24 protein-coding genes are annotated in these 24,528 nt (G+C 41.3%); 10 read left to right on the forward strand and 14 right to left on the reverse strand.

The window, feature by feature from the left end:
- The first annotated feature begins 10 nt into the window (after positions 1–10).
- Positions 11–829, forward strand: coding sequence for a TlyA family RNA methyltransferase (locus GJB62_RS16100; protein ID WP_114083047.1), 819 nt, complete (start codon positions 11–13; stop codon positions 827–829).
- Here GJB62_RS16100 and GJB62_RS16105 read toward each other — a convergent pair.
- The 7 genes from GJB62_RS16105 to GJB62_RS16135 all read right to left on the reverse strand — a co-directional run bounded on the left by GJB62_RS16105 (position 826) and on the right by GJB62_RS16135 (position 6,419).
- Positions 826–1,086, reverse strand: a complete 261-nt coding sequence (locus GJB62_RS16105; protein ID WP_114083046.1) for a Calvin cycle protein CP12 — start codon at positions 1,084–1,086, stop codon at positions 826–828. The two genes, GJB62_RS16100 and GJB62_RS16105, sit on opposite strands and share 4 nt — an antisense overlap.
- Before the next feature lie 194 nt (positions 1,087–1,280).
- Positions 1,281–2,627 carry a GTP-binding protein gene (locus GJB62_RS16110; RefSeq protein WP_114083079.1) on the reverse strand — a complete coding sequence of 449 codons (1,347 nt, stop codon included), beginning with the start codon at positions 2,625–2,627 and terminating at the stop codon, positions 1,281–1,283.
- Positions 2,628–2,762: 135 nt separating this feature from the next.
- Positions 2,763–3,065, reverse strand: a complete 303-nt coding sequence (locus GJB62_RS16115) for a hypothetical protein (protein ID WP_147262527.1) — start codon at positions 3,063–3,065, stop codon at positions 2,763–2,765.
- A 384-nt stretch (positions 3,066–3,449) separates the two neighbouring features.
- A complete protein-coding gene (locus GJB62_RS16120) occupies positions 3,450–4,118 on the reverse strand; it encodes a prolyl oligopeptidase family serine peptidase (RefSeq protein WP_114083044.1) in 669 nt (222 codons plus the stop codon).
- A 21-nt stretch (positions 4,119–4,139) separates the two neighbouring features.
- Positions 4,140–4,877: a hypothetical protein gene (locus tag GJB62_RS16125; RefSeq protein WP_114083043.1), complete on the reverse strand. Its 738-nt coding sequence runs from the start codon at positions 4,875–4,877 to the stop codon at positions 4,140–4,142.
- Between the two features lie 121 nt (positions 4,878–4,998).
- The gene (locus GJB62_RS16130; protein ID WP_114083042.1) at positions 4,999–5,334 is read right to left on the reverse strand and encodes a hypothetical protein; all 336 of its coding nucleotides are present in this window, start codon (positions 5,332–5,334) and stop codon (positions 4,999–5,001) included.
- 128 nt (positions 5,335–5,462) lie between these two features.
- The gene (locus tag GJB62_RS16135) at positions 5,463–6,419 is read right to left on the reverse strand and encodes a metal ABC transporter substrate-binding protein (RefSeq protein ID WP_114083041.1); all 957 of its coding nucleotides are present in this window, start codon (positions 6,417–6,419) and stop codon (positions 5,463–5,465) included.
- A gap of 149 nt (positions 6,420–6,568) precedes the next feature.
- On the opposite strand from GJB62_RS16135, the gene GJB62_RS16140 reads away from it, so the two are divergent.
- The 6 genes from GJB62_RS16140 (at position 6,569) to GJB62_RS16165 (ending at position 13,863) form a co-directional block, all read left to right on the forward strand.
- Positions 6,569–7,393: a metal ABC transporter ATP-binding protein gene (locus GJB62_RS16140; protein WP_114083040.1), complete on the forward strand. Its 825-nt coding sequence runs from the start codon at positions 6,569–6,571 to the stop codon at positions 7,391–7,393.
- A 52-nt stretch (positions 7,394–7,445) separates the two neighbouring features.
- The gene (locus tag GJB62_RS16145; RefSeq protein ID WP_114083039.1) at positions 7,446–8,297 is read left to right on the forward strand and encodes a metal ABC transporter permease; all 852 of its coding nucleotides are present in this window, start codon (positions 7,446–7,448) and stop codon (positions 8,295–8,297) included.
- Positions 8,298–8,351: 54 nt separating this feature from the next.
- On the forward strand, positions 8,352–8,921 hold the full coding sequence (locus GJB62_RS16150) for a Rieske 2Fe-2S domain-containing protein (protein WP_114083038.1): 570 nt from the start codon (positions 8,352–8,354) through the stop codon (positions 8,919–8,921).
- Positions 8,922–9,052: 131 nt separating this feature from the next.
- Positions 9,053–9,838 (forward strand): HAD family hydrolase, encoded by a 786-nt coding sequence (locus GJB62_RS16155; protein ID WP_114083037.1) that lies wholly within the window; start codon positions 9,053–9,055, stop codon positions 9,836–9,838.
- A gap of 227 nt (positions 9,839–10,065) precedes the next feature.
- On the forward strand, positions 10,066–11,241 hold the full coding sequence (locus GJB62_RS16160) for a DNA double-strand break repair nuclease NurA (protein WP_114083036.1): 1,176 nt from the start codon (positions 10,066–10,068) through the stop codon (positions 11,239–11,241).
- Positions 11,242–11,769: 528 nt separating this feature from the next.
- On the forward strand, positions 11,770–13,863 hold the full coding sequence (locus GJB62_RS16165; protein ID WP_114083078.1) for a prolyl oligopeptidase family serine peptidase: 2,094 nt from the start codon (positions 11,770–11,772) through the stop codon (positions 13,861–13,863).
- Positions 13,864–14,126: 263 nt separating this feature from the next.
- Here GJB62_RS16165 and GJB62_RS16170 read toward each other — a convergent pair whose 3' ends face one another.
- Positions 14,127–14,750, reverse strand: coding sequence for a methyltransferase domain-containing protein (locus GJB62_RS16170; RefSeq protein ID WP_114083035.1), 624 nt, complete (start codon positions 14,748–14,750; stop codon positions 14,127–14,129).
- A gap of 94 nt (positions 14,751–14,844) precedes the next feature.
- Here GJB62_RS16170 and hemH point away from each other — a divergent pair, with 94 nt between their 5' ends.
- Positions 14,845–16,011, forward strand: a complete 1,167-nt coding sequence (hemH, locus tag GJB62_RS16175; protein ID WP_114083034.1) for a ferrochelatase — start codon at positions 14,845–14,847, stop codon at positions 16,009–16,011.
- 133 nt (positions 16,012–16,144) lie between these two features.
- Here hemH and GJB62_RS16180 read toward each other — a convergent pair whose 3' ends face one another.
- The 5 genes from GJB62_RS16180 to GJB62_RS16200 form a co-directional block, all read right to left on the reverse strand.
- Entirely contained in the window at positions 16,145–16,699 is a 555-nt protein-coding gene (locus GJB62_RS16180) for a DUF4126 domain-containing protein (protein ID WP_114083033.1), read from the reverse strand.
- A gap of 272 nt (positions 16,700–16,971) precedes the next feature.
- Positions 16,972–18,267, reverse strand: a complete 1,296-nt coding sequence (purB, locus tag GJB62_RS16185) for an adenylosuccinate lyase (RefSeq protein WP_114083032.1) — start codon at positions 18,265–18,267, stop codon at positions 16,972–16,974.
- Between the two features lie 40 nt (positions 18,268–18,307).
- Positions 18,308–18,859, reverse strand: a complete 552-nt coding sequence (locus GJB62_RS16190; protein ID WP_114083031.1) for a DUF421 domain-containing protein — start codon at positions 18,857–18,859, stop codon at positions 18,308–18,310.
- Between the two features lie 156 nt (positions 18,860–19,015).
- On the reverse strand, positions 19,016–20,032 hold the full coding sequence (locus GJB62_RS16195) for a YihY/virulence factor BrkB family protein (RefSeq protein ID WP_114083030.1): 1,017 nt from the start codon (positions 20,030–20,032) through the stop codon (positions 19,016–19,018).
- Positions 19,977–20,249 (reverse strand): hypothetical protein, encoded by a 273-nt coding sequence (locus GJB62_RS16200; RefSeq protein ID WP_147262526.1) that lies wholly within the window; start codon positions 20,247–20,249, stop codon positions 19,977–19,979. The genes GJB62_RS16195 and GJB62_RS16200 overlap by 56 nt, the downstream gene beginning before the upstream one ends.
- A 21-nt stretch (positions 20,250–20,270) precedes the next feature.
- On the opposite strand from GJB62_RS16200, the gene GJB62_RS16205 reads away from it, so the two are divergent.
- A complete protein-coding gene (locus tag GJB62_RS16205; protein WP_114083029.1) occupies positions 20,271–20,912 on the forward strand; it encodes a type I restriction endonuclease in 642 nt (213 codons plus the stop codon).
- An 83-nt stretch (positions 20,913–20,995) separates the two neighbouring features.
- Here GJB62_RS16205 and GJB62_RS16210 read toward each other — a convergent pair whose 3' ends face one another.
- Complete coding sequence (locus tag GJB62_RS16210) at positions 20,996–22,525, reverse strand: YifB family Mg chelatase-like AAA ATPase (protein WP_114083028.1); 1,530 nt, start codon at positions 22,523–22,525, stop codon at positions 20,996–20,998.
- 568 nt (positions 22,526–23,093) lie between these two features.
- Between GJB62_RS16210 and GJB62_RS16215 the strand changes: the two genes are divergently transcribed.
- Positions 23,094–24,116, forward strand: a complete 1,023-nt coding sequence (locus GJB62_RS16215) for a serine hydrolase (protein ID WP_114083027.1) — start codon at positions 23,094–23,096, stop codon at positions 24,114–24,116.
- The last annotated feature ends 412 nt before the right edge of the window (positions 24,117–24,528 follow it).

Here is a 24,528-nt window from a genome sequence, read left to right on the forward strand (position 1 = left end):
GTCTAGTTAATTGGCTAAACAGCGACTCGACACACTATTAGTAGAGCTAAATTTATGTTCTTCTCGCGCCTTGGCACAAAGGTTAATTCAGGCGGGGGAAGTGACTGTTAATCAGCAGCTAGTTGATAAGCCTGGTACAGAAGTTGATATTGCGGCTCAAATAAATATTAAAGAGCGATCGCCTTTTGTTTCTAGAGGCGGTGAAAAACTCTCCAAAGCTTTGTCAGTATTTGCCATCCCTGTAAAAGATCGCATTTGTTTAGATGGTGGGATTTCTACAGGTGGTTTTACTGATTGTCTCTTGCAAGCTGGAGCAAAACAAGTTTACGGCATTGATGTTGGTTACGGACAAGTTGACTGGGGGCTGCGAAATGATTCGCGGGTGATTTTGCGAGAACGTACCAATTTACGCCAACTACGACCAGAGGAGTTATATAGCGAAAACGATCCGATTCCTGATTTGGCGGTGGTTGATGTATCGTTTATTTCTTTAACTAAGATTCTGCCTGCTTTGTGGCAACTAACTCAAGCTAACCGAGAAGCTGTATTGTTAGTCAAGCCACAGTTTGAAGTTGGCAGATCCCGTGTGGGTAAAAAAGGTGTTGTGCGAGATCCAAACGACCAAGCTGATGCTATTTTTCAGGTGTTGCAAGCAGCCCACGGATTAGGATGGAAATACAAAGGCTTAACTTGGTCGCCGATCACTGGCCCGGCTGGGAATATCGAATATCTTTTGTGGTTGGGAATGGAAAGTGAAATACCATTACCCGATTTAGAGGCAATTAAGCAAATAACGCAATCAGCAACAACTGATTTACGGAAAAGTTAAACGTCGTAGATTAGACATTCTACGGAAGCAGGATGGCGATCGCAATAGTTTTCTAAAGAGTTTTTCTTTGCTTTTGCTTGCTGCTGATCGGCTTTCTCTGCTTGCAATTCTTCCACAATGTCCCAGGCTACGGCACAACCCGCAGAATCGCTGCCATTTAGCTCACAAGTTGTACGAGCTTCAGTAATGGCTTCAGTAATGGCTTCTTCAAGATTTGCTACACCAGCAGTTTCAAATGAGTTTAGGGTAGTTGTCATGATCCTTTCACCTTTAATTTACGCAGATAGATATTAGGGGATGAGGATAGTTTTTTCTATAACCTTCTCCCTGTAACCTGTTTCCTCAATCTTGCATACCAAATTCGAAATGTCAGTCAATTGTCAGAAGAGCTTGATAGAAGTTCATAAACACTTGTAAACAGTAACAAATGCTTAACAAAAATTATTTATTCTCAATATTTTATGCCTAACTCTTGTCGCAAACGATACAGAATTGTATTTTGATCGACTTGAGAGAGAATTTCTTGAATTACGCTGCTAGCACCCAACTGTCCCCAAGTGCAGCCTTTTTCGAGATACACCTGAGCAGCTTTACCAACGGAGTATGCACCATAACCAGCAATACCAGCTTGAGCGATCGCACTGCCAGCAAAAGCACTAATATTGCTGGGATTGTCAGCACTGGTTATTGCAGCAGTAGTTTTACCTAAGCCCAAAATAAAACTACTACCTAGTTCCCCCAGTAGCAAGCCACCAGAACTAAATAAAATCGTTTTTAAAATTTTTCCGGCTTCATAGCTAGTCATCGGCAAACCATATAATCTAGCTAGAGCGCGAATTAAAGCTAAATCGGCAACAGTTCCGCCAAGGATATCTAAAAAGGCGATGGGATTGAGCATTACTGCCAAAGCTTTGTATTTGGTAAATTGCCAAATGATATTTTCAGCTTCTTGTTCGCGTAAGTCGATGGTTTTTTGAGCAATGGCGGCTTCTGCATCCCGTGCTTGGATAAGGGCATTTAAAGCCAGAAGCGATCGCCCTTCCCGATTCAGAATGTTCAGAATTGTCTCTTTGAGTTCGTCTACTTGCGGTGGTGGTGTCTCCCATTCATAACTGACACGCCCATCAGGCCACTCAACCCGCACTTCCATTGCTGCTGGTTCCGCCGCCACCATGACAATTTCATCTGGTAATAGAGGTTTGGCTTGAGGGTTCCCAGCACCCAATTGTTGCAAATTTTGGTAAATCGCTCCCCGGTCTGTATCTGGGTAAAGGTCGATTTTGTTAAATACTAAAATTAGGGGTTTTTGCGATCGCCGCAATTCCAGCAATGCCTGATACTCAGTGCGCGTGATATCACCAGACACGACAAACAAAATCAAATCCGCCTGATGCACAACTTCTCGTGCCATATCCGCCCGTGACTCACCCTCAATTTCATCTAATCCTGGGGTATCAATTAACTCTACTAGTACCTTACCTCCTGGCTGCCAACGCACCGAACGGGGCCATTGAGTGACACCGTTTAGGGGCCCAGTTTGCAAAATTTTGTCTCCCAGTAAAGCATTTAAAACTGCTGATTTACCGCGACTCACCAAACCAAAAGCGGCAATTCTAATCACGTTAGAGTCCAGCTTGTTGAGTGTAGAGTTCAAAGCTTCCAATTCCGGTTTTAACAAACCTGCCAATTCCGGGTTAGATGACAACTGTCCTGATTTGCGGAGATATCCATACCAAGACAGTGCTTGTCTGAGACTAGCGCGGGCACGATTTAAATGAGTTTCTTGCAGATTTCGCACAAAGTTAGGTTGATTCAAGATTTGACAAACAACAGGCTACATATCCATTTTGATCTAATTTCAAGACTGATAGCCTGTTTTGCCAAATTACGCAATTGTTCTAATTATTTACACACCTCTTTGTGCAATGTTCATTTAGAACATGGGATCGTGTTGATTATCCCAACACTTGCGATCGCGCCAGCTTCTCCCAGTATATTCACATTCAGAGGCATCATCTATCCAAGGAATCGATGTAGAGTAGTGCGAGGTTCCAATGGAAGCGAATAAACTAGTAGTGAATAAGGGCAATAATAAGGATAAAGTTGTCAATGTACAAATTGGTAAAATTATTAAATATCCAGTGAGTATCAGAACGTTAGTAGGAGTCCAAAAAACTCTGCCTATTTTATTATTTTGGCGAGTTTTTAAGTTAGTTTTTGAATTCGAAAAAAGCATAATGCAACCCTATTAATGCCGGTTTATATAGCAATCTCATTTGATTTGTCAAAGCAAAGCTGACTGAGAGCTAGCCAGATTGGGTTTCAGTTCTCAGTATATTTAGCAAAAATCAAATAAGAATCCTATATGACTACGGATTTTTACGTAAGAACATTATTGAAGTTATATACTCTGATGTCAAAGGTGCAAGTGACGACTTGTTAGAAGTTTTAATCTTTGGGCGCTAAAAAATATTTTTGATGAAAATATGTTGAATTTAGGGCAATCGCTCTTGCGTAAATTTTAGTAGGGGCGCAAGGTCTTGCGCCCCTACCGCGTGGCCTATTTACCTGAAAATAGCTATCATTTAGAGGTGTATTAAAATGCAGAAAAAAAATATCTTTAATCTACAGTCGGCTGTCTCCGATGCTGCAAAAACCACTCATACAACTCTGGATTATTGTATGTCTGCGTCCATGAGTCGTGATCGGCTTCTGGATAAACTGTAAATTTCACATTCCCATCGTGGGCTTTGAGTGCAGAAACCATAATTTCGGACTCCCTTGGGGGAACGACATTATCTTTTGCTCCGTGAAATGCCCACACAGGAAGGCTTTTCAGCTTATGTGCTTGGGCTGGATTACCACCGCCACAGATAGGCGCGATCGCAGCAAATCGTTCTGGCTGTGCTGCTGCTAAATGCCAGGTTCCGTAACCACCCATGCTTAAACCGGTCAGGTAAACCCGATCTGGATCAACAGGATAGGATGCAATAACCTCATCCAGAAGGGTGCTTAATCGTTCTATATTCCAATATTCACCGCGCGGACATTGTGGAGAAATGACAATGAAGGGAAAATCTGGCTGTTGTTCTACAACCTTGGCGACACCGTGCTTTTTCACATGATTTAAGTAAGAGCCTCGCTCACCCGAACCGTGTAAACATAAGATTGTTGGCAAAAGTGGCTCTTGTGTTTCGTTGCGACTTGCGTCTGGGTGCAGTCCACTGGGCAAGAATAGCAGGTAGTTATAACTGTCGGTAGAAGTAATTTGTTGTTGTAGTGGCTGCATAAAATTAAAAATTTTGTTAGTTTAACGTCTACGAATAGCTATTGTATAACTTGGTCGTTGTGTTGCTTCTCGTTGACTCTTAACTAACCGAAAATCATTATCTATATATAGATGCTCTAAAAAAGAAGTAGCTAGGTAAACTTTTTTAAATTTTTTGACAGTATTTCTGTCCATATCTTTTACTATAAGTTCTTGCTGTAAATCTATATTTGGTGCTGCTTCCTGAAATTTAGATTCGACTGTTGTCGTAAACCACTCATCTGCATCATCAATTGTCAACGGGATTTCTCTATTTTTCAATGCTTGGAATATCCCAACATTTTTAATATCCCACTTTTCATCTATAACTGAATATTTTTGCAACAACATTAAGTCATAAGCTGGTAGTTTTGATGCAATTTTTTGCCAAAAACCAGACTGATGTCCTGGTGCATAACGGGCAATATTTGCATAGTAACCATCAGTATGAAAAATTTGGTAAGACTGCTCGTGTATCCTACCAGGTAAAATATCTTGAAAAGGTATAGTAGACCATATTGGGACCCATACTCCCTTTACGATCGCTACTTGATCTGCAACCTTCCCAAAAGGATTACGTCGGCTCAATTCTGCAAAGTATGGTGCTAATTCATTTTTATAAAAATCTACTTTGGCTTTTAATGGCTCTAGATTGCGATCTTTAACAAGTTCTAAAATTTGATTTTTAATTTCTGGTGTAGTCCAATATGCCAATTCTTTGGTACTTGTGACATCTAGCATTATCGTTCATCCTGGGAAAAGTTCCAGATGTGTAATTATATAAACTAACTTGATCCAAGAAAACAGATACGGGGACGCAAAGAAAGAACTCTCCGTGTCCCCGCGTCTCTTTAATGAATGACTACCACCAAACTCGATTTCCATTTTCGTCAACTCGTGCTTGCCGGATTACATCGGAAATCTCTTCAGCATCTTTAACGTGGTGGAGCGCTTTCTTTTCGCCGTCGGGTTCATCCACAACGAAGTAAGTCGGGACTGTGATTTTGTCGCCTGTAATGTCTGGTACATCATCCACAGCTACCTGTTGAGCCTTTTCTTCAATAGATTCAGACTCATCAGAAATTCTATCTCCAGGATTCGCTGTTAAGTTTCTTTCCTTGACATTTGGTTCTTCGCGTAAATGTGTATCTTCACTTACTGGTTGATTAATTTGATTTTCTTGAGTTTTATCAGTCATGGCTTTTCAGGTATTAAAAAATCTAGCTTTGCTAATAACACTCTAAAAAATCAAAGATACAAAAAGTTCTTTCTCTGGAGAGACTTTGAAAAGAACACGTCTTAGGTTAGATATTTACTCGGATAAATTTACTTCTTTAGTTGAAATGGCGTGTATTTTCCCCCCAATGCTTCTACAATGCTACGGGTATTCGCCTCCATCATTTTGATGTAAGAATCTCCATTACTTCCTTTTGCACCAATTGAATCAGAGTAAAGTTGATTTGGTGCTAATTTCACTCCTGCTTCTTGAGCAACAGTTTTAATTAAAGCTGGGTTAATTGTAGTTTCAGAAAAAATTGCGGGAACGCCGATCTTTTTAATGGACTCAACTAATCTCTGGACTGTTTGAGCGCTTGGTTGTTCTTCGGTACTAATGCCAATTAAAGTACCTGCGATCGCAATCCCATAAGCACGCCCATAATATTGGAACGCATCATGGGTTGTCACCAGTTTCCGCTTATCTGCGGGGATAGTTTGAATTTGTTGATTAATCCAGGTATGTAACTGTTTTAATTCATTAGTAAGTTGCGATGCCTTTTGAGTAAATTTGTCTTTATCTTCAGGTGATAACTCAATCAACGCATCTCGGATTGCATTTGTCATTGCGATCGCATTTTCTGCACTACCCCAAACGTGCGGATCTGGCACTATTTCGCCTTTGCCTTTATCAAGCTGCAAGGATTTGACAGCTTCCCCCACTGGGATCTTCTGCGCTTTACCACCAGAAGCATTCATTAATTTAATCAGTCCCGGTTCCAGGTTGTAGCCGTTATACAAAATCAAGTTAGCTTCTTCCAAAACCCTGCTATCTGCTGGTACTGGTTCGTAAACATGAGGATCAGTACCCGGTTTGAGGATTCCACTTAGTTGAATTTCGTCTCCTGCAACCTCTTTTGCCAAATCAGCAATGACAGTGCTAGTTGCAACAACTCGCGGTTTATCTCCCTTGGCAGTGTTGGGGTTAGAGTCTTTCTGTGTACAACTTAATAAAGCCAAAGGCAAAAGCATTCCCAAACAAAGCCGGAAAATAATTTTTCCCTTCATCCTGCCGATTATTCCCTTGCCGTAAGGATTACTGCCGTCTATCTCTGGTATTAGTTTCATTTATCTTGGATATTACATCTAATTATAGATTTTTTCATATTTCTCTCATTTTTATAGTAAGCTCAAGAAATAAATATTGAAACCCGATTATGAAAAATGTCTCTTTTCCTGCAAAATTTCGTCTATTGCAGACAAAAACAGAGGAAGTACCTGCAAAAGCTATCAAATTCGATATGAGTTCCACAGCAGCAATTAATATTGCCCATTTAGGCGTATATTACCGGACACAAGAAGCTTTAAGGGATGTTAGCTGTATCATCAAACCAGGAAAACTGACGGGTATTTTTGGCCCTAACGGTGCTGGCAAAAGTACGCTGATGAAAGCAATGTTAGGCTTGGTTCCTATCAGTAGTGGTACGGTACTATGCCAAGGGAAACCCTTGATGCAACAATTAGAGAAAGTTGCCTATGTACCACAACGTAGCCAAATTGATTGGACTTATCCCGCAACAGTCTGGGATGTAGTCATGATGGGACGGGTAAAGAAAACAGGCTGGTTGCGTAGCTTCTCAGCAGTTAGCCGCCAAGTAGCAAAAAACGCCATAGAAAGAGTGGGAATGAGCGAATATTGCGATCGCCCCATTGGACAATTATCAGGAGGACAACAACAACGGGTATTTTTAGCCCGTGCTTTAACACAGCAAGCAGAAATTTTCTGCTTTGATGAACCTCTAGTAGGCATCGATCAAAAAACCCAGTCGGTGATTTTTGAAGTATTCCATGAACTTGCTGCCGAAAACAAAATCGTGCTAGTAGTCAACCACGACTTAGGGGAATCAATCACTCACTTTGATGATTTAATATTACTAAACCGTGAAGTAATCGCCACAGGTTCACGGCAACAAGTACTTACCGAAGAAAATCTGCATCGTGCTTATAGCGGTAAAGTAATGTACTTTTCTGATGCTGCATAAAATGTCATTGGGTATAGGGAATTAGTGAATGACAAATGATAAATGACAAAATATGTTACAAGCATTAATTGAGCCATTGCAATACGGCTTTATGCAGCGATCGCTCGTGATTGCTATTTTAGTTGGGATGTTGTGTGCAGTTGTAGGCAGCTACCTAATGGTGCAGCGCCTAGCCTTGTTGGGTGATGCCATCAGTCACTCAGTTTTGCCCGGACTAGCGATCGCTTTTATGGTGGGAGCAAATATATATGTTGGTGCATTCATTGCGGGTGTTCTGAGTACAATGGCGATCGCCTGGATTAGGGTGCGATCGCCAATCAAAGAAGATGCGGCAATGGGCATAGTTTTTTCAGCATTCTTCGCCCTTGGTATCACCCTAATTACTGTTATTCAAAAAGATAATAAAATCGACTTAAATCACTTCCTTTTTGGCAATATTCTTGGCGTTACTATTGATGAAGTGCGGGACACTGCGATCATTGCCACTATTGTTTTAATAGTTGTTCTTTTATTATATAAAGAGCTTTTATTTTATACATTTGATCCTTTAGGCGCTCAAGCCGCAGGTTTGCCCGTTAATCGGCTGAACTTTGGATTGATGGTACTAATAGCTTTGACAATTGTCGCCAGCATGAAAGCTGTCGGTGTGATTTTAGTATTATCGCTTTTAATTACACCAGGAGCCACCGCTTATTTATTAGTTAAGCGTCTCAACCAAGTCATGATTTTGGGTGCGGTAATTGGCGTAATTTCCAGTATTAGTGGGATGTACCTCAGCTACTTTTATAACTTGCCCTCTGGCCCTGCGATCGTTTTAGTAGTATCGGGGTTATTTTTGCTGGCATTACTATTTAGTCCTAAATACGGTATTTTTACGAGTAAACAACTTAAAACCAAGGAATAATTCTCTGCGATCGCGCCGTAGTATATTAGTAGACCTTTCTTGGTATATCGGGTCATGAAAGATAATTATTCTACTAACGGCAAAATTCCAGCTAGGATAAAAACGCGCCGGGATTTTTTAACTTATACGCTAGGTGGTACAGTTGCATCAGTAGCGATCGCATATCTATTTCCCAAAGTCAGCCAAGGTCGTGAGATCAGCCTAGAAACGCTTTGTTCCCTTTATCCAAAGAATTCGCGCTGTGAAAATTATCTTCCCGGATCAGTGGCAGTAGACAAAGACGGCAAGCAAATTGAGACTAATGCACTATTGACAACTGCAAAGTCTGGAATTCCAATTCTCGTCAAAGGCTTGCCAGACAATAGCGTTGATTATCTCATCATTCAAGATGGCCCTAAGATTGCTGAGTACGCTATCAATCCAACTTGTACCCATTTAGGATGTACAGTTGAGTGGGATCTTGAGAAGAATCACTTTATTTGTCCTTGTCATGGATCTCAATATGATTCTCAGGGTCGAGTAGTTCACGGCCCAGCTAAACGTTCTCTACCACTAATCACTATAGTAGTCAAGCAAAACCAAGTTCGTTTAGTTGATCATAAACCTGCCGTAGATCCTCGTTAACCTACCAGTATCAAATTAGAAATACCACCATACTTTTTGAGCCAGTTATAAATTATAAAAGACTAACAAAAATTACTGCATAATTTAAATTTGTCGGGTAAGCTGACAACAGCAGTTTCATCCTCAAAACAATGACCGCAAGTAGTCCCACGATTTTAGCCCTGGACTTTGATGGAGTGATTTGCGACGGACTAATTGAATATTTTGAGGTAGCGTGGCGTACCTACTGTGAAATTTGGTCGCCAGTTAATGACACACCAGCAGATGATTTAGCTTTGAGATTCTATCGCCTGCGCCCCGTAATTGAGACGGGTTGGGAAATGCCCGTTTTAATCAAAGCGCTAGTAGATGGAATTCCTGATGAAAAAATTCTTCATGAATGGTTAAGCATCGCCCCACAACTTTTGTTAAATGACAAGTTACAAGCAAGAGAAATTGCTGCGAAACTAGATAATCAACGTGATGAATGGATTACTACAGATTTAAACGGTTGGCTAAGTCTGCATAGATTTTATCCGGGTGTAATAGAAAAGCTCAAATTAACTCTTGACAGTGGAGTTAAGCTATACATTGTGACAACTAAAGAAGGACGTTTTGTACAGCAGTTGCTGCAACAAGAAGGAGTTAACTTACCGACATCATCAATTTATGGCAAAGAAGTCAAGCGTCCCAAATACGAAATTCTGCGAGGATTGAAGCAGCAAGTAGAAAACCAGCCACTTAGTCTCTGGTTTGTTGAAGATAGACTCAAGACATTGCAGTTAGTACAACAGCAAACAGACCTTGAAGATGTAAAACTGTTCCTTGCAGACTGGGGTTATAATACTCAAGCAGAAAGGGAAGCTGCCCAAAATGATGACCGGATTCGGTTGTTATCACTGTCTCACTTTGCCAGAGATTTCTCTGCTTGGCTTTAAGTATATTGTTGACCTTACCAATATCCCGCCAGGAACTTAAGTTTCTGGCTCATAGCTCAAGTCCACTCAAGTGGACTAAAATTATTTACTGATTCCTCTTCAAACAACTTTAGTTATTAACGTGGAAATTTATTCCAAGACGGAATATCAACAAAGCGAAAAATTTAAAAGATGTACGTAAATAATAAGAAATTAGACTACTAACTCCTAACTTATAACTTACCTTTATGCTTGATCTAACAAAACTGGCGCGACAAATGCAGGGTTTAAGCCAGCATCTTACCTTAGAAGCTGCTGCCAGTCGGCAACGTTTAGAATTGGCGCAACAACATCTAAAAAATGCTTATGAGTCTCAACAAGATTTAATTGATCGCCAGGAAAAATGGCGCGATCGCATTCTCTTTGCTAATGCTACCCCAATTGAGCCGCTAGAAACCTGCATCGATATTGCAGTTCCGCCAAAAATTCATACTGTAATTGCTACCGATGGTTCCCAAATTGCCCCCAACCATCACGAAATTGCTTACTGTTATCTCCTAAATATTGGCAGAGTCGTCTTACACTACGGACAAAACCGCCATCCGCTACTCGATAGTTTGCCAGAAGTATTTTACCGCCCAGAAGACTTATATATGTCTCGGCAGTGGGGAATTAGAACCGAGGAATGGATGAGTTTCCGCCGCACTGCATCAGAAACAACGGTTTTAGCAGAACTTGCATGTGCAGCTAAAGGGGAAGCACCAGCATTGGCGATGGTAGATGGTTCGTTAATTTACTGGTTTTTAGAACAATTACCGATAGATGCACGCGATCGCATTTTACCCCCCATCTTGGAAGCTTGGCAGCAAATGCGTGATGCTCAAATTCCCCTGATGGGTTATCTTAGCGCCTCTCGCAGCATCGAAACAATGAACTTTTTACGATTGTTGGCTTGTCCTCATCCAGTGCCAGACTGTAAAAGTCATTGCCCAAATCAGCTAGAAAAAGTACCTTGTAAAATTTTTGAACAGTTGCGAGATACTTCTGTTTGGGCAACCAGACTCAAACCAGGACAACGTAGTACCCTTTGGCGGAGTAATTCTCCGATTCTCGAACTCTACGGCGATCAAACCATTTATTTTTGCTATGTCCACGTTGGCACTGAAATTGCCCGAATCGAAGTTCCGGCATGGGTAGCGGAGAATGCAACCATGTTAGATCAAGCATTGGGGCTGATGCTGGCACAAGTACAAAAAGGATATGGCTATCCAGTTGCGATCGCCGAAGCGCATAATCAAGCAGTGGTAAAAGGTGGCGATAGAGCGCGTTTCTTTGCCCTCCTAGAACAACAAATGATTAAAGCTGGTTTAAAAAATGTCGGAACTTCCTACAAAGAAGCCAGAAAGCGTGGGAGTATTGCTTAATAATTCATCCCGTAGAGTTTCGTCTTTGTGAGAGTAAGAAAAGAAAAGCTGTAACGATACCTCTGGAATTTTTGGTTAGGACTTACGCAAGAACTCTCTGAAACTCTTATTTCTCCGTGTCCTCTGCGCCCTCTGTGGTTCGTTTTTTCATTATTTTGCGTAAGTCCTGTTGGTTTAATACCATTTCTTTGTGAGGCTGCGCCAAACCTTTTTAACTTCTTTCTTTGTGTCCTTCTCTAACGAGACGCTGCGCGTAGCTTGCTTCTCCGTAGGAGTATGCGTCCTTTGCGGTTCGTTTTTCTTTCTTTTAGTTATGGTTTAGCGCATCTTCATACAGAATTGGTATGAGTAGGTAAGCAAATTATAGTTTTTTCTTACTGATTCAAATCCTAACAGGGCTGCTTGCTGCTGAGTAGTAACCTGGCTGTTACCCTTTCCGATTAGAATTTTCCGCAGATTTGGTCAATGTATGCCCCACGTCTTAGGTCTATCTTTGTAGTATGTAAAGAAGCACTTCAACCTAAGATTATGCCTTCATCTAAAAAATCTATCACCTACCCATCCAGCCAGAAAAGCAATCAAGTCGATAACTACCACGGTACTTTAGTCGCAGATTCTTATCGTTGGTTAGAAGATCCTGACTCTGAAGAAACAAGGGCTTGGATTGAGGCACAAAATCAAATTACCTTTGGCTATTTGAGTGAAATTCCTGCCAGAGAAAAAATTAAACAGCGCCTTACCAAACTTTGGGATTATGAAAAATATGGTATCCCTTTTAAAGAAGGCAAATCTCTACAAGACGGTTCCACCGAACGCTACTTTTATTTTAAAAATGATGGGCTGCAAAACCAAAGTGTCCTCTACACTCTCAAAACTCTCGAAGATAAACCCAAAGTTTTACTCGATCCCAATCAACTCTCAGAAGATGGCACTGTTGCCCTTTCAGGATTGTCTATTAGCGAGGATGGGAAACTTTTAGCTTATGGTCTATCCACCTCTGGTTCTGATTGGCAAGAGTGGAAAGTACGCGATGTTGAAACTGGTGAAGACCTACAAGACCATCTGAAATGGATTAAATTTTCTGGTGCATCGTGGACACATAATAATCAAGGTTTCTTCTACAGCCGCTACGACGAGCCGAATGAAAAAACTCAATTAGAAGATGTTAACTATTATCAAAAGCTCTACTATCATCAACTAGGCAACCCTCAATCAGAAGATGTACTAATTTATCATCGTCCTGACCAAAAAGAATGGGGTTTTGGTGGTGGTGTTACTGAAGATGGAGATTATCTAATAATTTCTATTTGGCTGGGTACTGACTCCAAAAATTTAGTTTTCTTCAAAGATTTAACTAACCATAATGCTGAAGTCGTAGAATTAATTAACCAGTTTGAGGCAGATTACAGCTTTATCGACAATGATGATCGCGTCTTTTATTTTCGCACAGATTTAAATGCACCACGGGGAAGAGTTATTGCAATTGACACTCAAAACCCTGCGTCGGAAAACTGGCGCGAAATCATTCCTCAATCAGCAGAAACATTAGAAAGTGTAGGCATACTCAATAACCAATTTGTTGCTGATTACCTCAAAGATGCTCATAGCCAAATTAAAATATTTGACCTAAAAGGCGGGTTTGTTCGTGAGGTAGAATTACCTGGACTCGGTTCAGCCGGAGGTTTTGGAGGAAAACGTCATGATACCGAAACTTTTTATAGTTACACCAGCTTTACCACACCAGGAACCATCTATCGCTACGATATGATCACTGGGAAAAGCACTGTTTTTCGTCAGCCAGAGGTAGATTTTAATCCTAACGATTATGAGACAAAACAGGTTTTTTATCAGAGCAAAGATGGTACTAGAGTACCCATGTTTATTACCCACAAAAAGGGCATTAAATTAGATGGAAATAACCCCACTTATCTCTATGCTTATGGTGGTTTTAATGCCTCAATGACACCTGGCTTTTCTGTGAGTCTGTTGGTGTGGATGGAGATGGGTGGTATCTATGCTATGCCCAATATACGCGGCGGTGGAGAATACGGTGAAGAATGGCATCAAGCAGGAATGAAGGATAAAAAGCAGAATGTCTTTGATGACTTTATTGGTGCAGCTGAGTGGTTGATTGCTAATAAATATACTAAGACACAGAAGCTAGCGATCGCAGGTGGTAGTAATGGTGGCTTATTGGTAGGTGCTTGCATGACACAGCGCCCCGATTTGTTTGGTGCAGCAATACCCGCCGTCGGCGTGATGGATATGTTGCGGTTCCACAAATTTACCATCGGTTGGGCTTGGACTTCCGAATATGGTTCAGCAGATAATTCAGAAGAGTTTCCAGCGCTGTATGCTTATTCGCCACTCCACAACATCAAACCAGATACAGCTTACCCAGCAACCTTAATTACCACAGCCGATCATGACGATCGCGTTGTCCCTGCTCATAGTTTCAAATTTGCCGCCGCTTTGCAAGAAGCTCACGCAGGTGATGCGCCAGTCTTAATTAGAATTGAGACTAAGGCAGGACATGGTGCAGGTAAACCCACTGCTAAAATTATCGAGGAAGCCGCAGATAAATGGGCTTTTTTGGTGCGGACTTTGAATGTTGAAGTTTAAGGGTTAATTTATTTGTATAGTGCGTTACACTGCGTTGACGCACTACATTATTTCCATAAGCTCAATTATTTCAGTGCATCTAAATTCAGAACAATTGAGGGAGCATATTCCCAAGGGTCTTGTGCAACCCAAACTATTAGGGATGGAAACGAGCAATACAGACAAATTAAATTGCAGAAGTATTATCGCAATAAAACAAAATCCCTATTAGGGAGCGAAGCTTTCTTCTAAGAAAAAGCTACAGCGTTCGCCTTAGTTCTATCTCACTTCTTTGCCTGTATAACTTGTAAACTACCACCTGCATATAAAATTGGCTTACTAACATCAAACCCAGTCTCAGTTAACAATCCAGCCAAATCAGTTTTTAACAATTGCCAAGCTGTTTCTGTCTCAAACAACAACAAAAACAGTGATATCCCAGGCCACAATATCGGATTTGTTGGAGCGTGAAAATCCACCAGCGTAAATACCCCTCCTGGCTTCAGCACCCGATAAACTTCATTAATAATTTTTCGTAATTGCTGAGGCTGCATTTCATGTAAGGCAACGCTGATATGCACCACATCAAACTGATTATCTGTAAATGGCATCTCCTCGGCAAAAGCTTCGACATAAGACGCTTCCGGGACATTTAGCCGCGCCCGTTGCAAAGACTTAGGTGAAGCATCTAATCCTGTTACATTTTGTGAAAGTTTTACTAAAAATTGTGTTGTTTGACCACTACCGCAACATAAATCTAAAACCTGAGTATCTGAGTGAATTGTTAAGGCTTGCAAAGCAAGTTGCCGAAAACGGGCTTCACCACCTACACTTAAGGCTGCTAAACGAGAGATACTATCATAAAGCCACTGATAGCGGTAACTCCAATCCCTTAAAATTGTTGCCATTGCATATTTCCTTGCTATTAAGCTTTATTATTTAATAAAGATATATTGTTAACATTAGTAAAAAATCTGAAAAGATTGGGGGAAAGTAACAGCTATGGGTCGTGTAGGCGTATTATTACTCAATCTCGGTGGCCCTGATAAGCTAGAAGATGTCGGGCCGTTTTTGTATAACCTATTTTCCGATCCAGAAATTATTCGCCTACCTTTTCGCTGGTTGCAAAAACCCCTAGCCTGGTTTATTGCCTCGCGGCGAACCAGAACATCTCAAGAAAATTATAAGCAAATCGGTGGTGGTTCACCATTGCGGCGGATCACAGAAGCGCAAGGGGAAGCTTTAAAAGAACAGTTGGGTTATTTAGGGCAAGAAGCCAATATCTACGTCGGAATGCGTTATTGGCATCCCTATACAGAAGAAGCGATCGCACAGATTACCCAAGACAATATAGAACACCTGGTGATATTACCACTATATCCCCAGTTTTCTATCAGTACTAGTGGTTCCAGCTTTCGACTTTTAGATAAACTTTGGCAAGAAGACCCAAAACTTCAGCCCATTGAATACACCGTTATTCCTTCTTGGTACAAACAACCAGGCTATCTCCAAGCAATGGCGGAACTGATAGCCCAAGAACTTGAGCAGTTTCCTAATCCAGACGAGGTTCATATATTCTTCAGCGCTCACGGCGTTCCGAAAAGCTACGTTGAAGAGGCTGGCGACCCTTACCAACAAGAAATTGAGGAATGTACTGCCCTGATTATGCAGACTCTCAATCGTCCCAATGCCCATACTTTAGCTTACCAAAGTCGTGTCGGCCCAGTAGAATGGCTCCAACCCTATACTGAAGATGCGCTCAAAGAACTAGGCGCACAAGGCGTAAAAGATTTGGTTGTCGTGCCTATCAGTTTTGTCTCAGAGCATATTGAGACACTGCAAGAAATTGATATTGAGTATCGGGAAGTCGCAGAAGAATCAGGAATTCACAACTTCCGCCGCGTTCCTGCTCCTAATACTCATCCAGTATTTATTAATGCACTTGCAGACTTAGTAATTGATGCGCTGAAAAACCCCAGTTTTAAGCTTTCGCAAGCTGCCCAAATGAAAAAAATGGTGAAAATGTACCCCCAAGAGCGTTGGGAATGGGGTCTAACAACTAGTGCTGAAGTCTGGAATGGTCGAATTGCCATGTTGGGCTTTATTGCCTTAATCATCGAGCTAATTACCGGTCACGGCTTCTTGCACATGATTGGGCTTTTGCAGTAAGGGGAATGGGGAATTGGGCATTGGGCATTGGGCATTGGGCATTGGGCAGAGGCGAAAAGCTTAGTGCAAATCTCCCCTTAGTTCTCCTACTTCCCATATTTCCTCATCTCAATTGTTAGCCATGCCCTATGCCCTATGCCCCATGCCCTCTTCTGCCCTTGTGATACCAGTCATACCACTGCTTGGCGCTACGAACTGCAAACCAGAGCAGTATTAAAGCAATTAATCCTCCTTGCCAAGGAGCATCAAAGGCAAAAAGTACTAGAGCAATGCACAAGGTATCTTGAAGAAAGACTACCCACAAGGGTAAGCCACGTAACCGATAGAACCAACCAACTTGAACTAGCTGGAGTACTAAAGCTAAGGAACCTCCAATACAGGCAATCAGCCAGTTTGGTGTTGCTGTGGCATTAGCGACTGCTAACCCCATAATTGCCCCTACGATAGGAGACATGAATAACTGAATTAGTTGTAGTAATCTTTGCCCCCATAGCTTTTTTGAGGCTAATAATTCAACTAAAGACCAAAAGGTGAGGCAGCCTAACAATAGTGGTGGGGAAATGTGAGATAAAATTGGAACTTGTGACCATAAGTTACTACCCTGCAATAGTCCAATAATTAGCAAAGGTATGCCTATTCTCATTCCTGCTGCGGCAGAGGCAGAAAGTGTGGCTAGGATTTCAATCATTAAGGCACTCGTAGGACTAACAAATACTTACTTATTTGTTATGTATACTACCCAGTTATAGGAATAATTCCAGCATCAAACATCCAGCCTTCAGCAATGCAAGACTAAATATTTTTGATATTTTTATATTCTTTTTTAACGTGGGTTCAATGGTTGATACAGCGTATTTCAGGTAAATTAAGACCTGAAAACGAGGGTTTCGGCTATTGTTTATTTTTTGAGTCTAAAAGTTTGTAGTAAGCGCTTAAGCGCTCACTACAAGTCAATTAATCCTAAATTCCCAGTCGTTGGTAAACTTCTTCTAAATGCTGGAGATGCTGTTGAGGATCGAAACAGACTTCTAGTTCTGCTGGGGACAACTTTTGAGTAACGCGAGGGTCTTTGCTAATTAAGTCCTGGAAATTGCCTCCTGGCTTGTTCCAAGCGACGTGAGCGCTTTCTTGAACGATCGCATAAGCTTCTTCGCGGCTGCTTCCCTTGTCTATCAAGGCAAGTAGCACTTTTTGGCTGAACACAACGCCGCCGTAGCAGTTGAGATTTCGTTCCATATTTTCAGGATAGACCAATAGGTTTTTCACCAAGTCGGTTATTTCTGACAACATAAAATGCGTCAAAGTACAAGCATCTGGTAAAATCACCCGTTCTACAGAACTGTGGGAAATATCCCTCTCATGCCAGAGAGCAACGTTTTCCAAAGCTGCACCAGCATGACTTCTCACCAGTCGGGCCATTCCCGTTAGCCGTTCCGAACGGATGGGATTACGCTTGTGTGGCATGGCTGAGGAGCCTTTTTGACCTTTGGCGAAGAATTCTTCAACCTCCAGAACGTCTGTTTTTTGTAGATTGCGAATTTCTACAGCAAAACGTTCGATGGATGCAGCTACCAAAGCTAATTGTTGCACGTAGTCGGCGTGGCGATCGCGGGAAATAACTTGTGTTGAGGCCGTATCGGGTTGGAGTCCGAGTTTTTGGCAAGCGATCGCTTCTACACGCGGTTCAACATTGGCATAAGTTCCCACTGCACCAGAAATCTTACCCACAGCAATGGTTTGGCGGAGAATTCTCAAGCGTTCTTGGTGTCGCAACACCTCTGCTAACCAGCCAGCTAGCTTGAAACCAAAAGTAATCGGTTCAGCGTGAATACCATGCGATCGGCCAGCCATGACTGTATGACGGTGTTCCCGTGCTTTTTCACGAATTACCTGAATCAAATCTTCCAAACGTTGCAATAATAGATCCAGGCTGGCAACCAATTGCAGCGCTAAAGCTGTATCCAAAACATCCGAACTGGTTAAACCCAGGTGAATGTAGCGTCCGGCTTCCCCAACATATTCATTGACATTTGTCAAAAAAGCGATGACATCGTGGCGGACTACAGCCTCAATTTCTAACACCCGCTTGGGGTCAAAATCTGCCTTGGCCTTAATTTCCTCAACCGCCTGAGATGGAATGTAACCTAGTTCAGCTTGAGCCTCACAAACAGCAATCTCGACTTGCAGCCAAGTTTTTAGTTTGTAGGTTTCACTCCACAGATTAGCCATTTCGGGCAAAGTATAACGCTCAATCACAGTTCGGCACAGAATACAACCGTCATATTTTACAGTCTAATTAATGTAGATCAATTTTTAATGGTGTTTTTGGCTCAGGGACGGAATTAGTTTTTGAGTCAAAGGTGATAATGCTAATCCTACCGTCAGCCTCCATATATGCAAACTTTACATCGGCTAAAAACTCTACACCTTGCTGACGTAACTTGCTCATCAACTCATCGTCTGTAATTAACTCTCGTTGCAAATGACGCTGAATCATCCGACCATTTTTTACCAGTAGTAGCGGTGGCTGATTCATAAAACGTTGGAACTGAGGTATTTTGTAGCCTAACCAGTTCAATAAATAACTCCAAAAAATCACAGTTCCTACCAGGATAGCGCCTTCAGTAATCGATGTATAATTACTTGCCATCGCATTTTGGGCAGCTTCAGCAAATAGTACAACTACAAGTAAATCAGTAATTCCTAGTGTTCCTAGCTGTCGGCTAGGAAGGAAACGTAATACCGTGAACAGTGCTAAGTAGACTAGTGAGCCACGGATAATCAACTCAACTACGCTGATGCTAGGAACAAAGATTGCTTGCCAATCGATAAAAAACCATTTTTCCATTAGCACTGATTTTCTTCCTTTTTCAATAGACTTCTGGAAAAATCCAGTATCAGGTTATTTATCTGCGATCTTATTTCATAAAACTGATTTTTATTAGAGGTTAAAATACTTCAATATTTATCAGAGTTATAAACATATAATTCCACTATTAAGGGATTAATATCGCTGATTTTTCCTTCTATTTTTTAATCGCTTGGGCTTTTTGAAAGACTGGAATAAGCGATTAATCAAGTTAGAAGGTGGCTTTTTGTTAGTGGACGATTGCCGTGTTGGAGCCTTGCCATTATATTCCGTGTTATCAGATAATGGAATGGCGTGTTTTGTTGGGGTTATGCCCTTTCCATACCTTCTAGCATAAACTTGGGTAAACTCAGCACCGAAGAAAAGAATCTGCGTCGCATAGTTCACCCAAGCTAAAATCACCACCAGCGAACCAGCAGCACCATAAGTTGAGCCAAAACTCCCATTACCTAAATATTGTCCTAATAAAAATCTTCCAATAGAGAACAAAACTGAAGTGAGGGAAGCTCCTACTAAAACATCACCCCAAGCAATTTTGACATCTGGTAAAACTTTAAAAATTAGTCCGAATAAGACTGTAGTTATAGCAAAAGAGAGAAGAAAATTGACAAGTTGCCAGAGAAAATCAACACCTGGTAACAAATTGCTAAAGTATGTTACTAATGTTGTCAAAACTGTACTAATTACTAGAGAAACTAATAGTAAAAAGCCAATACCTATCACCATTGCAAAGGACAAAATTCGTAGGCGAATGATGTTAGTTACGCCGCGTCCAGGTTTGGGTTTAACTTCCCAAATCGTGTTCATGGCATCTTGCAACTCGGTAAATAAACCTGTAGCACCCACTAGTAGAACTACGATACTAATGATAGAAGCGATCGCTCCTGTCTTTGGTTGGTTAGCATTCTGAATGGCTGATTCGAGAAACTTTGCGCCTTCTGGGCCGACTAAACCTTGAATTTGTCCGACAATTTGACCTCTTGCTGCTTCTTCTCCAAATACTGCCCCTGCGATCGCAATTACAATAATTAATAACGGTGCAATAGAAAAAATCGTGTAATAAGCCAACGCCGCCGCTAACCGTGAGGCTTTATCCTCACTCCATTCTTTGAATGTCTCTTGGAATAACTTCCAAATCGCCTGCAAATTCATCCAACCAGTCTCCTTCTAAGAGGATATCGCTTACTTCCTGATATATTTGATACTTATTCTCTGGGTGGCGACATCCTCCCAAGGGAGTTTGTAAAGCGTTCTTGAGGAGGAATTTAGTAGAGTCGATAATTTGTTGACGGCAATATCTATAATTTGCTTTATGGTAGGTAATAGGTACTGCGATCGCCTCAGCATATAAAATGCAGTGGCATAACAAAGCAACTGTTATCTAAAAGCAATGACACAGACGGCAGCAATTACAGAAGCGATTACCACTCTTCAGGATGCAGAAAATCGATTCGGTTTTGTCCGTGTTGAAGACGAGCAATTTTTCCCAGAGTGGTATGAGGGATTGTCTGAAATTACAGAAGCTGAAAAAGCCTCTGTGGATGTCGTGCGGCGTAGGTATCTTTATCACCGTGCCGGAGGTGATTTACTAGAAGGGACAGTCATATTGTTATTGGTGTCACCAATACTTGCACTCTCTGGATTTTACGATCCTCCTTTCAGAATTAAGGCTGAATCATCTGTGGAATTAGTGCTGGATGATGGCGAGGAAATACTGCGCGGACGAATTGACGTTTTAGTGTTACAAGATCAGTTGTGGTTGATGGTGTTAGAGTCGAAAAAAACCACGCTGTCAGTTTGGGCGGCTGTACCGCAAGCCTTAGCTTATATGATGGCTAACCCCAACCCCAGTAAACCTGTATTTGGGATGGTGACGAATGGAGACGATATTTTATTTGTCAAAGTGACGCAAACAACTACACCACAGTACGATTTGTCAAGAGTCTTCGCTCCGTTTACATCCGCGAGAGAACTATACGCCGTTTTGCAAATTCTCAAGCGTATTGGTCAGTTAATTTCTCCTACGTTTTAAGTGGCTGTTCTAGCTGCTGGTAGCACGAACTATCGAACTATCTACGTTAACCTTTAACAGAGTTAAGCTATCACATAAGACAACTACTGCATTCTGTCGATTGTGCGATATTGAATTGCTTCCGCCACATGATTAGTTTTTAGCTCATCGTCTCCTGCTAAATCTGCAATAGTGCGTGCTACTTTGAGAATGCGATCGCTAGCTCTTGCCGATAAACCTAATTTTCTAATGGCTACTTCTAATAAATTACGACTAGCATCATCTAGCTTGCACCATTTTTGGAGATGACGACTTTGCATCTGAGCATTGCAACGCAGATTTGCTTCTTCTTGGAAACGGGTAATGGCGCGATCGCTTGCTTGTTGCACTCGTTGTAGCACTGATTTTGATGTTTCTCCCGTAGGTTGTTGGGTAATTTCTTCTGGTTTCAAGCGATTTACCGCAACTTGTAAATCAATCCGATCCATCAACGGGCCAGAAAGTTTTGCCCAATATTGCTCGCGTTGGCGGGGAGAACAAGTACATTGTTGGATGGTATCGCCATAGTAACCGCAAGGACAGGGATTGGTACTCGCCACCAAAGTAAACTGCGCGGGAAACGTTACCGATAGTCTGGTACGAGAAATTGTAACGTAGCCATCTTCTAAAGGCTGACGGAGAAATTCCAGCACATCACGTTTAAACTCAGTTAATTCGTCCAGGAACAACACACCCCTGTGAGATAATGAGATTTCGCCAGGACGAGGGAAACTACCACCACCAACCAGAGAAGGCCCGGATGCTGAGTGGTGGGGACTGCGAAAAGGGCGATCGCGTACCAACGAACCGCGATTTTTCAATAAACCAGCTACCGAATGGATGCGAGTCACTTCTAAAGATTCAGCAAAACTCAGGGGCGGTAAAATTCCTGGTAAGCGCCGTGCTAACATGGTTTTCCCACTACCAGGCGGCCCGACAAAAATTAAATTATGCCCACCAGCAGCAGCAATTTCTAAAGCCCTACGCGCATGAGCTTGTCCTTTCACATCATGCAAATCTGCGCCAGGGTAAGATACTGTTGCTATGTCTACTGTACTATCCATTTGCACAGGTTTGTAACGCCCTGGATTATTTAAAAGAGCTACCACATCAGACAGATGTTTGCAGCCGTAAACAGCCAAGCCTTGAACCACTGCGGCTTCTTGGGCATTATCAGCAGGGATAACTAAACCTGCAATTCCCATTTTTTGGGCTGCTGCTGCGATCGGTAAAACACCAGCCACCGGACGCAAGCTGCCATCTAGAGACACTTCACCTAAGAATAGATAATCCCCCAACAAATCAGCGCTAACTTGCTCAGAAGCCGCCAAAATTCCCACGCTAATAGGCAAATCGAAACAGGGGCCTTCTTTGCGTAAATCTGCCGGAGTTAAATTGATCACAATTTTCCGCATAGGAAAGGCGAAACCTGCATTTTTCAGCGTTGCTTTGACTCTTTCTCTCGATTCTTGAATCGCTGAATCTGGCAGTCCCAAGACAACAATTCCCGGTAATCCCCCTGAGACATCGACTTCTACCCCTACTTTGACGGCATCGATGCCCACAATTGATGCACTCCAGACTCTGGCAAGCATTTCTTATATAACAGTAAACCTTTCAAATCTCTAGCAGATGCGTGGGTCGATTGGCATTAGTGAAACTACATAGACTATTTCACCGATCCAGTATAGTCATACCATTTCTTTTTCGACTGTACTATTTTAGTTGTGCCACGCCACTACGGTAATTTTATTTTTACACTTTATAAATAACCTTTAATACCCTAGTTACTAAGTGTAAAAATCATAACTAATTATCCAAGTTTTATCTCATGAACTAATAATTATGAATTATATAGAAGCAATTGCTTTTTTATCCAGAGCGCTATGTATGTATAAATCATTGCTAGCAGAATTAAAACTGCAATCATAATCTCTTAGTATTTGTATAAAAATATAATCAATTGATGTGATAAAAGCATATTCTCCATATTATACCTGTGCTTTTTTACCATACATTTTATTTTCAATTTTCCAATAAATCTGTTTTTCATATCTATTGACATGGGATACCTTAGTGATTACTATGTCAATCAATCCGGATTTCATTAACTTCTTGAGAAAATCTCTGTAAATAAATCCAACACTATCCTTACGGCACTACATGAAACTACGCTGGTTATTACTCAGCCTTACAAGTATTTTTTTATTTTCGTCTCCAGTAAAAGCAAATCCTAACACCAATCAACTTGGCAACGTAAATGACTGGAGTGCAAATCAATCTGATTTACAATTACCAAAACTTAAATTTATTCCTCCCGTTCCTCTAGGCGATCCTGCCAACCCAATAAATAGTTCTAAATTTACTGGTGTAGTTCCTCTAGGACGCGAGATATCAGAACTAAAAACTCCTATTAAAGCATTAATGGCTCGCTATAGATTCCTCACTCCCGGAATCTTTTTTATGGACTTAAAAACAGGTGATTATTTTAGTTTTAATGGTGATAAAGCATTTTCTGCTGCTAGCACAATTAAGTATCCGATTTTGATTGCATTGTTTCAAGAAGTAGATGCAGGGAGAATCAAACTTGGTGAAACTTTGGTGATGCGACGGAAACATGTCACTGGCGGTTCTGGAGATTTGCAGTATCAACGAGTGGGAACTAAGCTGAGTCTCTTGCAAACTGCAACCAAGATGATGACTATTAGCGATAACACTGCTACAAATATGATTATCGATCGTTTAGGTGGTGTATCTAAATTAAATCAAAAGTTTCGCCGTTGGGGATTGCAAAGTACTGTGATTCACAATATGTTAGGAGACTTTAAAGGAACTAATAAAACTAGTGCTAAAGACTTGGTAAGACTGTCAGCTTTGGTTACAAATAATCAGTTAATTTCTGATAGAAGTCAATCCCAAGTTTTAGGTATTATGATTCGTTGTCATAATAGAGCATTGCTTCCATCTGGCTTAGGTTCTGGTGCAAATATTGCTCATAAAACAGGTACTCTGCGATTTGTATTGGGTGATGCAGGTATTATTGAAACACCATCAGGTAAGCGTTATTTAGCAGGAATTTTTGTGCGTAGACCAAATAATGACATTAGAGCTAGAGATTTTATTCGTCAAGTTTCGCGGGTGATGTATGGCTACTTCGAGCAACCAAAAGTTAGTAATCTACCTTAATTATTTATCGAACAGAATTCAGGAGTCAGAATTCATTCTGAATTCTGAACGAAAAAGCGGATAGCGCAGCGTTAGCGAGTCTGCGAGCGTCTGAATAATCGGGTTTAATACCCCCACCAAATTTTCAATTTGGTGGTCTTCTCTACGAGACGCAAGCGCGAACAATCAGTCGCGGATCTTAATCACCAACGATTGATTCTGACTCCTGAATTCTGAATTCTTTTTCAATCTGAATTCTAAATTTTTACTTTAGTTTCAGACTTACACGGAAGAGATATCCCAACCCCCTTAAGGGGGTTTTTTAGCTAACTGTAATTCTGAAAGCTGGCAATATTCAAAAATACGATAGCGAATAGCCCGTCTTAGACATCGCTTTTCTAACTGCCAAGCTATTATGTAGTCGGATACCGTG

Origin of the sequence: Nostoc sp. ATCC 53789, assembly GCF_009873495.1 — a bacterium.
In the GTDB taxonomy this organism is placed as follows: domain Bacteria; phylum Cyanobacteriota; class Cyanobacteriia; order Cyanobacteriales; family Nostocaceae; genus Nostoc; species Nostoc muscorum_A.

Excerpts from the sequence above, each read along its gene's own strand:
- GJB62_RS16205 (WP_114083029.1), top strand. The coding sequence starts at position 20,271 with ATGACACAGACGGCAGCAATTACAGAAGCGATTACCACTCTTCAGGAT.
- GJB62_RS16115 (WP_147262527.1), bottom strand. The coding sequence starts at position 3,065 with ATGCTTTTTTCGAATTCAAAAACTAACTTAAAAACTCGCCAAAATAAT.
- GJB62_RS16160 (WP_114083036.1), top strand. The coding sequence starts at position 10,066 with ATGCTTGATCTAACAAAACTGGCGCGACAAATGCAGGGTTTAAGCCAG.
- GJB62_RS16130 (WP_114083042.1), bottom strand. The coding sequence starts at position 5,334 with ATGACTGATAAAACTCAAGAAAATCAAATTAATCAACCAGTAAGTGAA.
- GJB62_RS16190 (WP_114083031.1), bottom strand. The coding sequence starts at position 18,859 with ATGGAAAAATGGTTTTTTATCGATTGGCAAGCAATCTTTGTTCCTAGC.
- GJB62_RS16135 (WP_114083041.1), bottom strand. The coding sequence starts at position 6,419 with ATGAAGGGAAAAATTATTTTCCGGCTTTGTTTGGGAATGCTTTTGCCT.
- GJB62_RS16215 (WP_114083027.1), top strand. The coding sequence starts at position 23,094 with ATGAAACTACGCTGGTTATTACTCAGCCTTACAAGTATTTTTTTATTT.
- GJB62_RS16210 (WP_114083028.1), bottom strand. The coding sequence starts at position 22,525 with ATGCTTGCCAGAGTCTGGAGTGCATCAATTGTGGGCATCGATGCCGTC.
- hemH (WP_114083034.1), top strand. The coding sequence starts at position 14,845 with ATGGGTCGTGTAGGCGTATTATTACTCAATCTCGGTGGCCCTGATAAG.
- GJB62_RS16120 (WP_114083044.1), bottom strand. The coding sequence starts at position 4,118 with ATGCAGCCACTACAACAACAAATTACTTCTACCGACAGTTATAACTAC.
- GJB62_RS16125 (WP_114083043.1), bottom strand. The coding sequence starts at position 4,877 with ATGCTAGATGTCACAAGTACCAAAGAATTGGCATATTGGACTACACCA.
- GJB62_RS16195 (WP_114083030.1), bottom strand. The coding sequence starts at position 20,032 with ATGAATTTGCAGGCGATTTGGAAGTTATTCCAAGAGACATTCAAAGAA.
- GJB62_RS16170 (WP_114083035.1), bottom strand. The coding sequence starts at position 14,750 with ATGGCAACAATTTTAAGGGATTGGAGTTACCGCTATCAGTGGCTTTAT.
- GJB62_RS16165 (WP_114083078.1), top strand. The coding sequence starts at position 11,770 with ATGCCTTCATCTAAAAAATCTATCACCTACCCATCCAGCCAGAAAAGC.
- GJB62_RS16145 (WP_114083039.1), top strand. The coding sequence starts at position 7,446 with ATGTTACAAGCATTAATTGAGCCATTGCAATACGGCTTTATGCAGCGA.
- GJB62_RS16150 (WP_114083038.1), top strand. The coding sequence starts at position 8,352 with ATGAAAGATAATTATTCTACTAACGGCAAAATTCCAGCTAGGATAAAA.
- GJB62_RS16155 (WP_114083037.1), top strand. The coding sequence starts at position 9,053 with ATGACCGCAAGTAGTCCCACGATTTTAGCCCTGGACTTTGATGGAGTG.
- GJB62_RS16105 (WP_114083046.1), bottom strand. The coding sequence starts at position 1,086 with ATGACAACTACCCTAAACTCATTTGAAACTGCTGGTGTAGCAAATCTT.
- GJB62_RS16180 (WP_114083033.1), bottom strand. The coding sequence starts at position 16,699 with ATGATTGAAATCCTAGCCACACTTTCTGCCTCTGCCGCAGCAGGAATG.
- GJB62_RS16140 (WP_114083040.1), top strand. The coding sequence starts at position 6,569 with ATGAAAAATGTCTCTTTTCCTGCAAAATTTCGTCTATTGCAGACAAAA.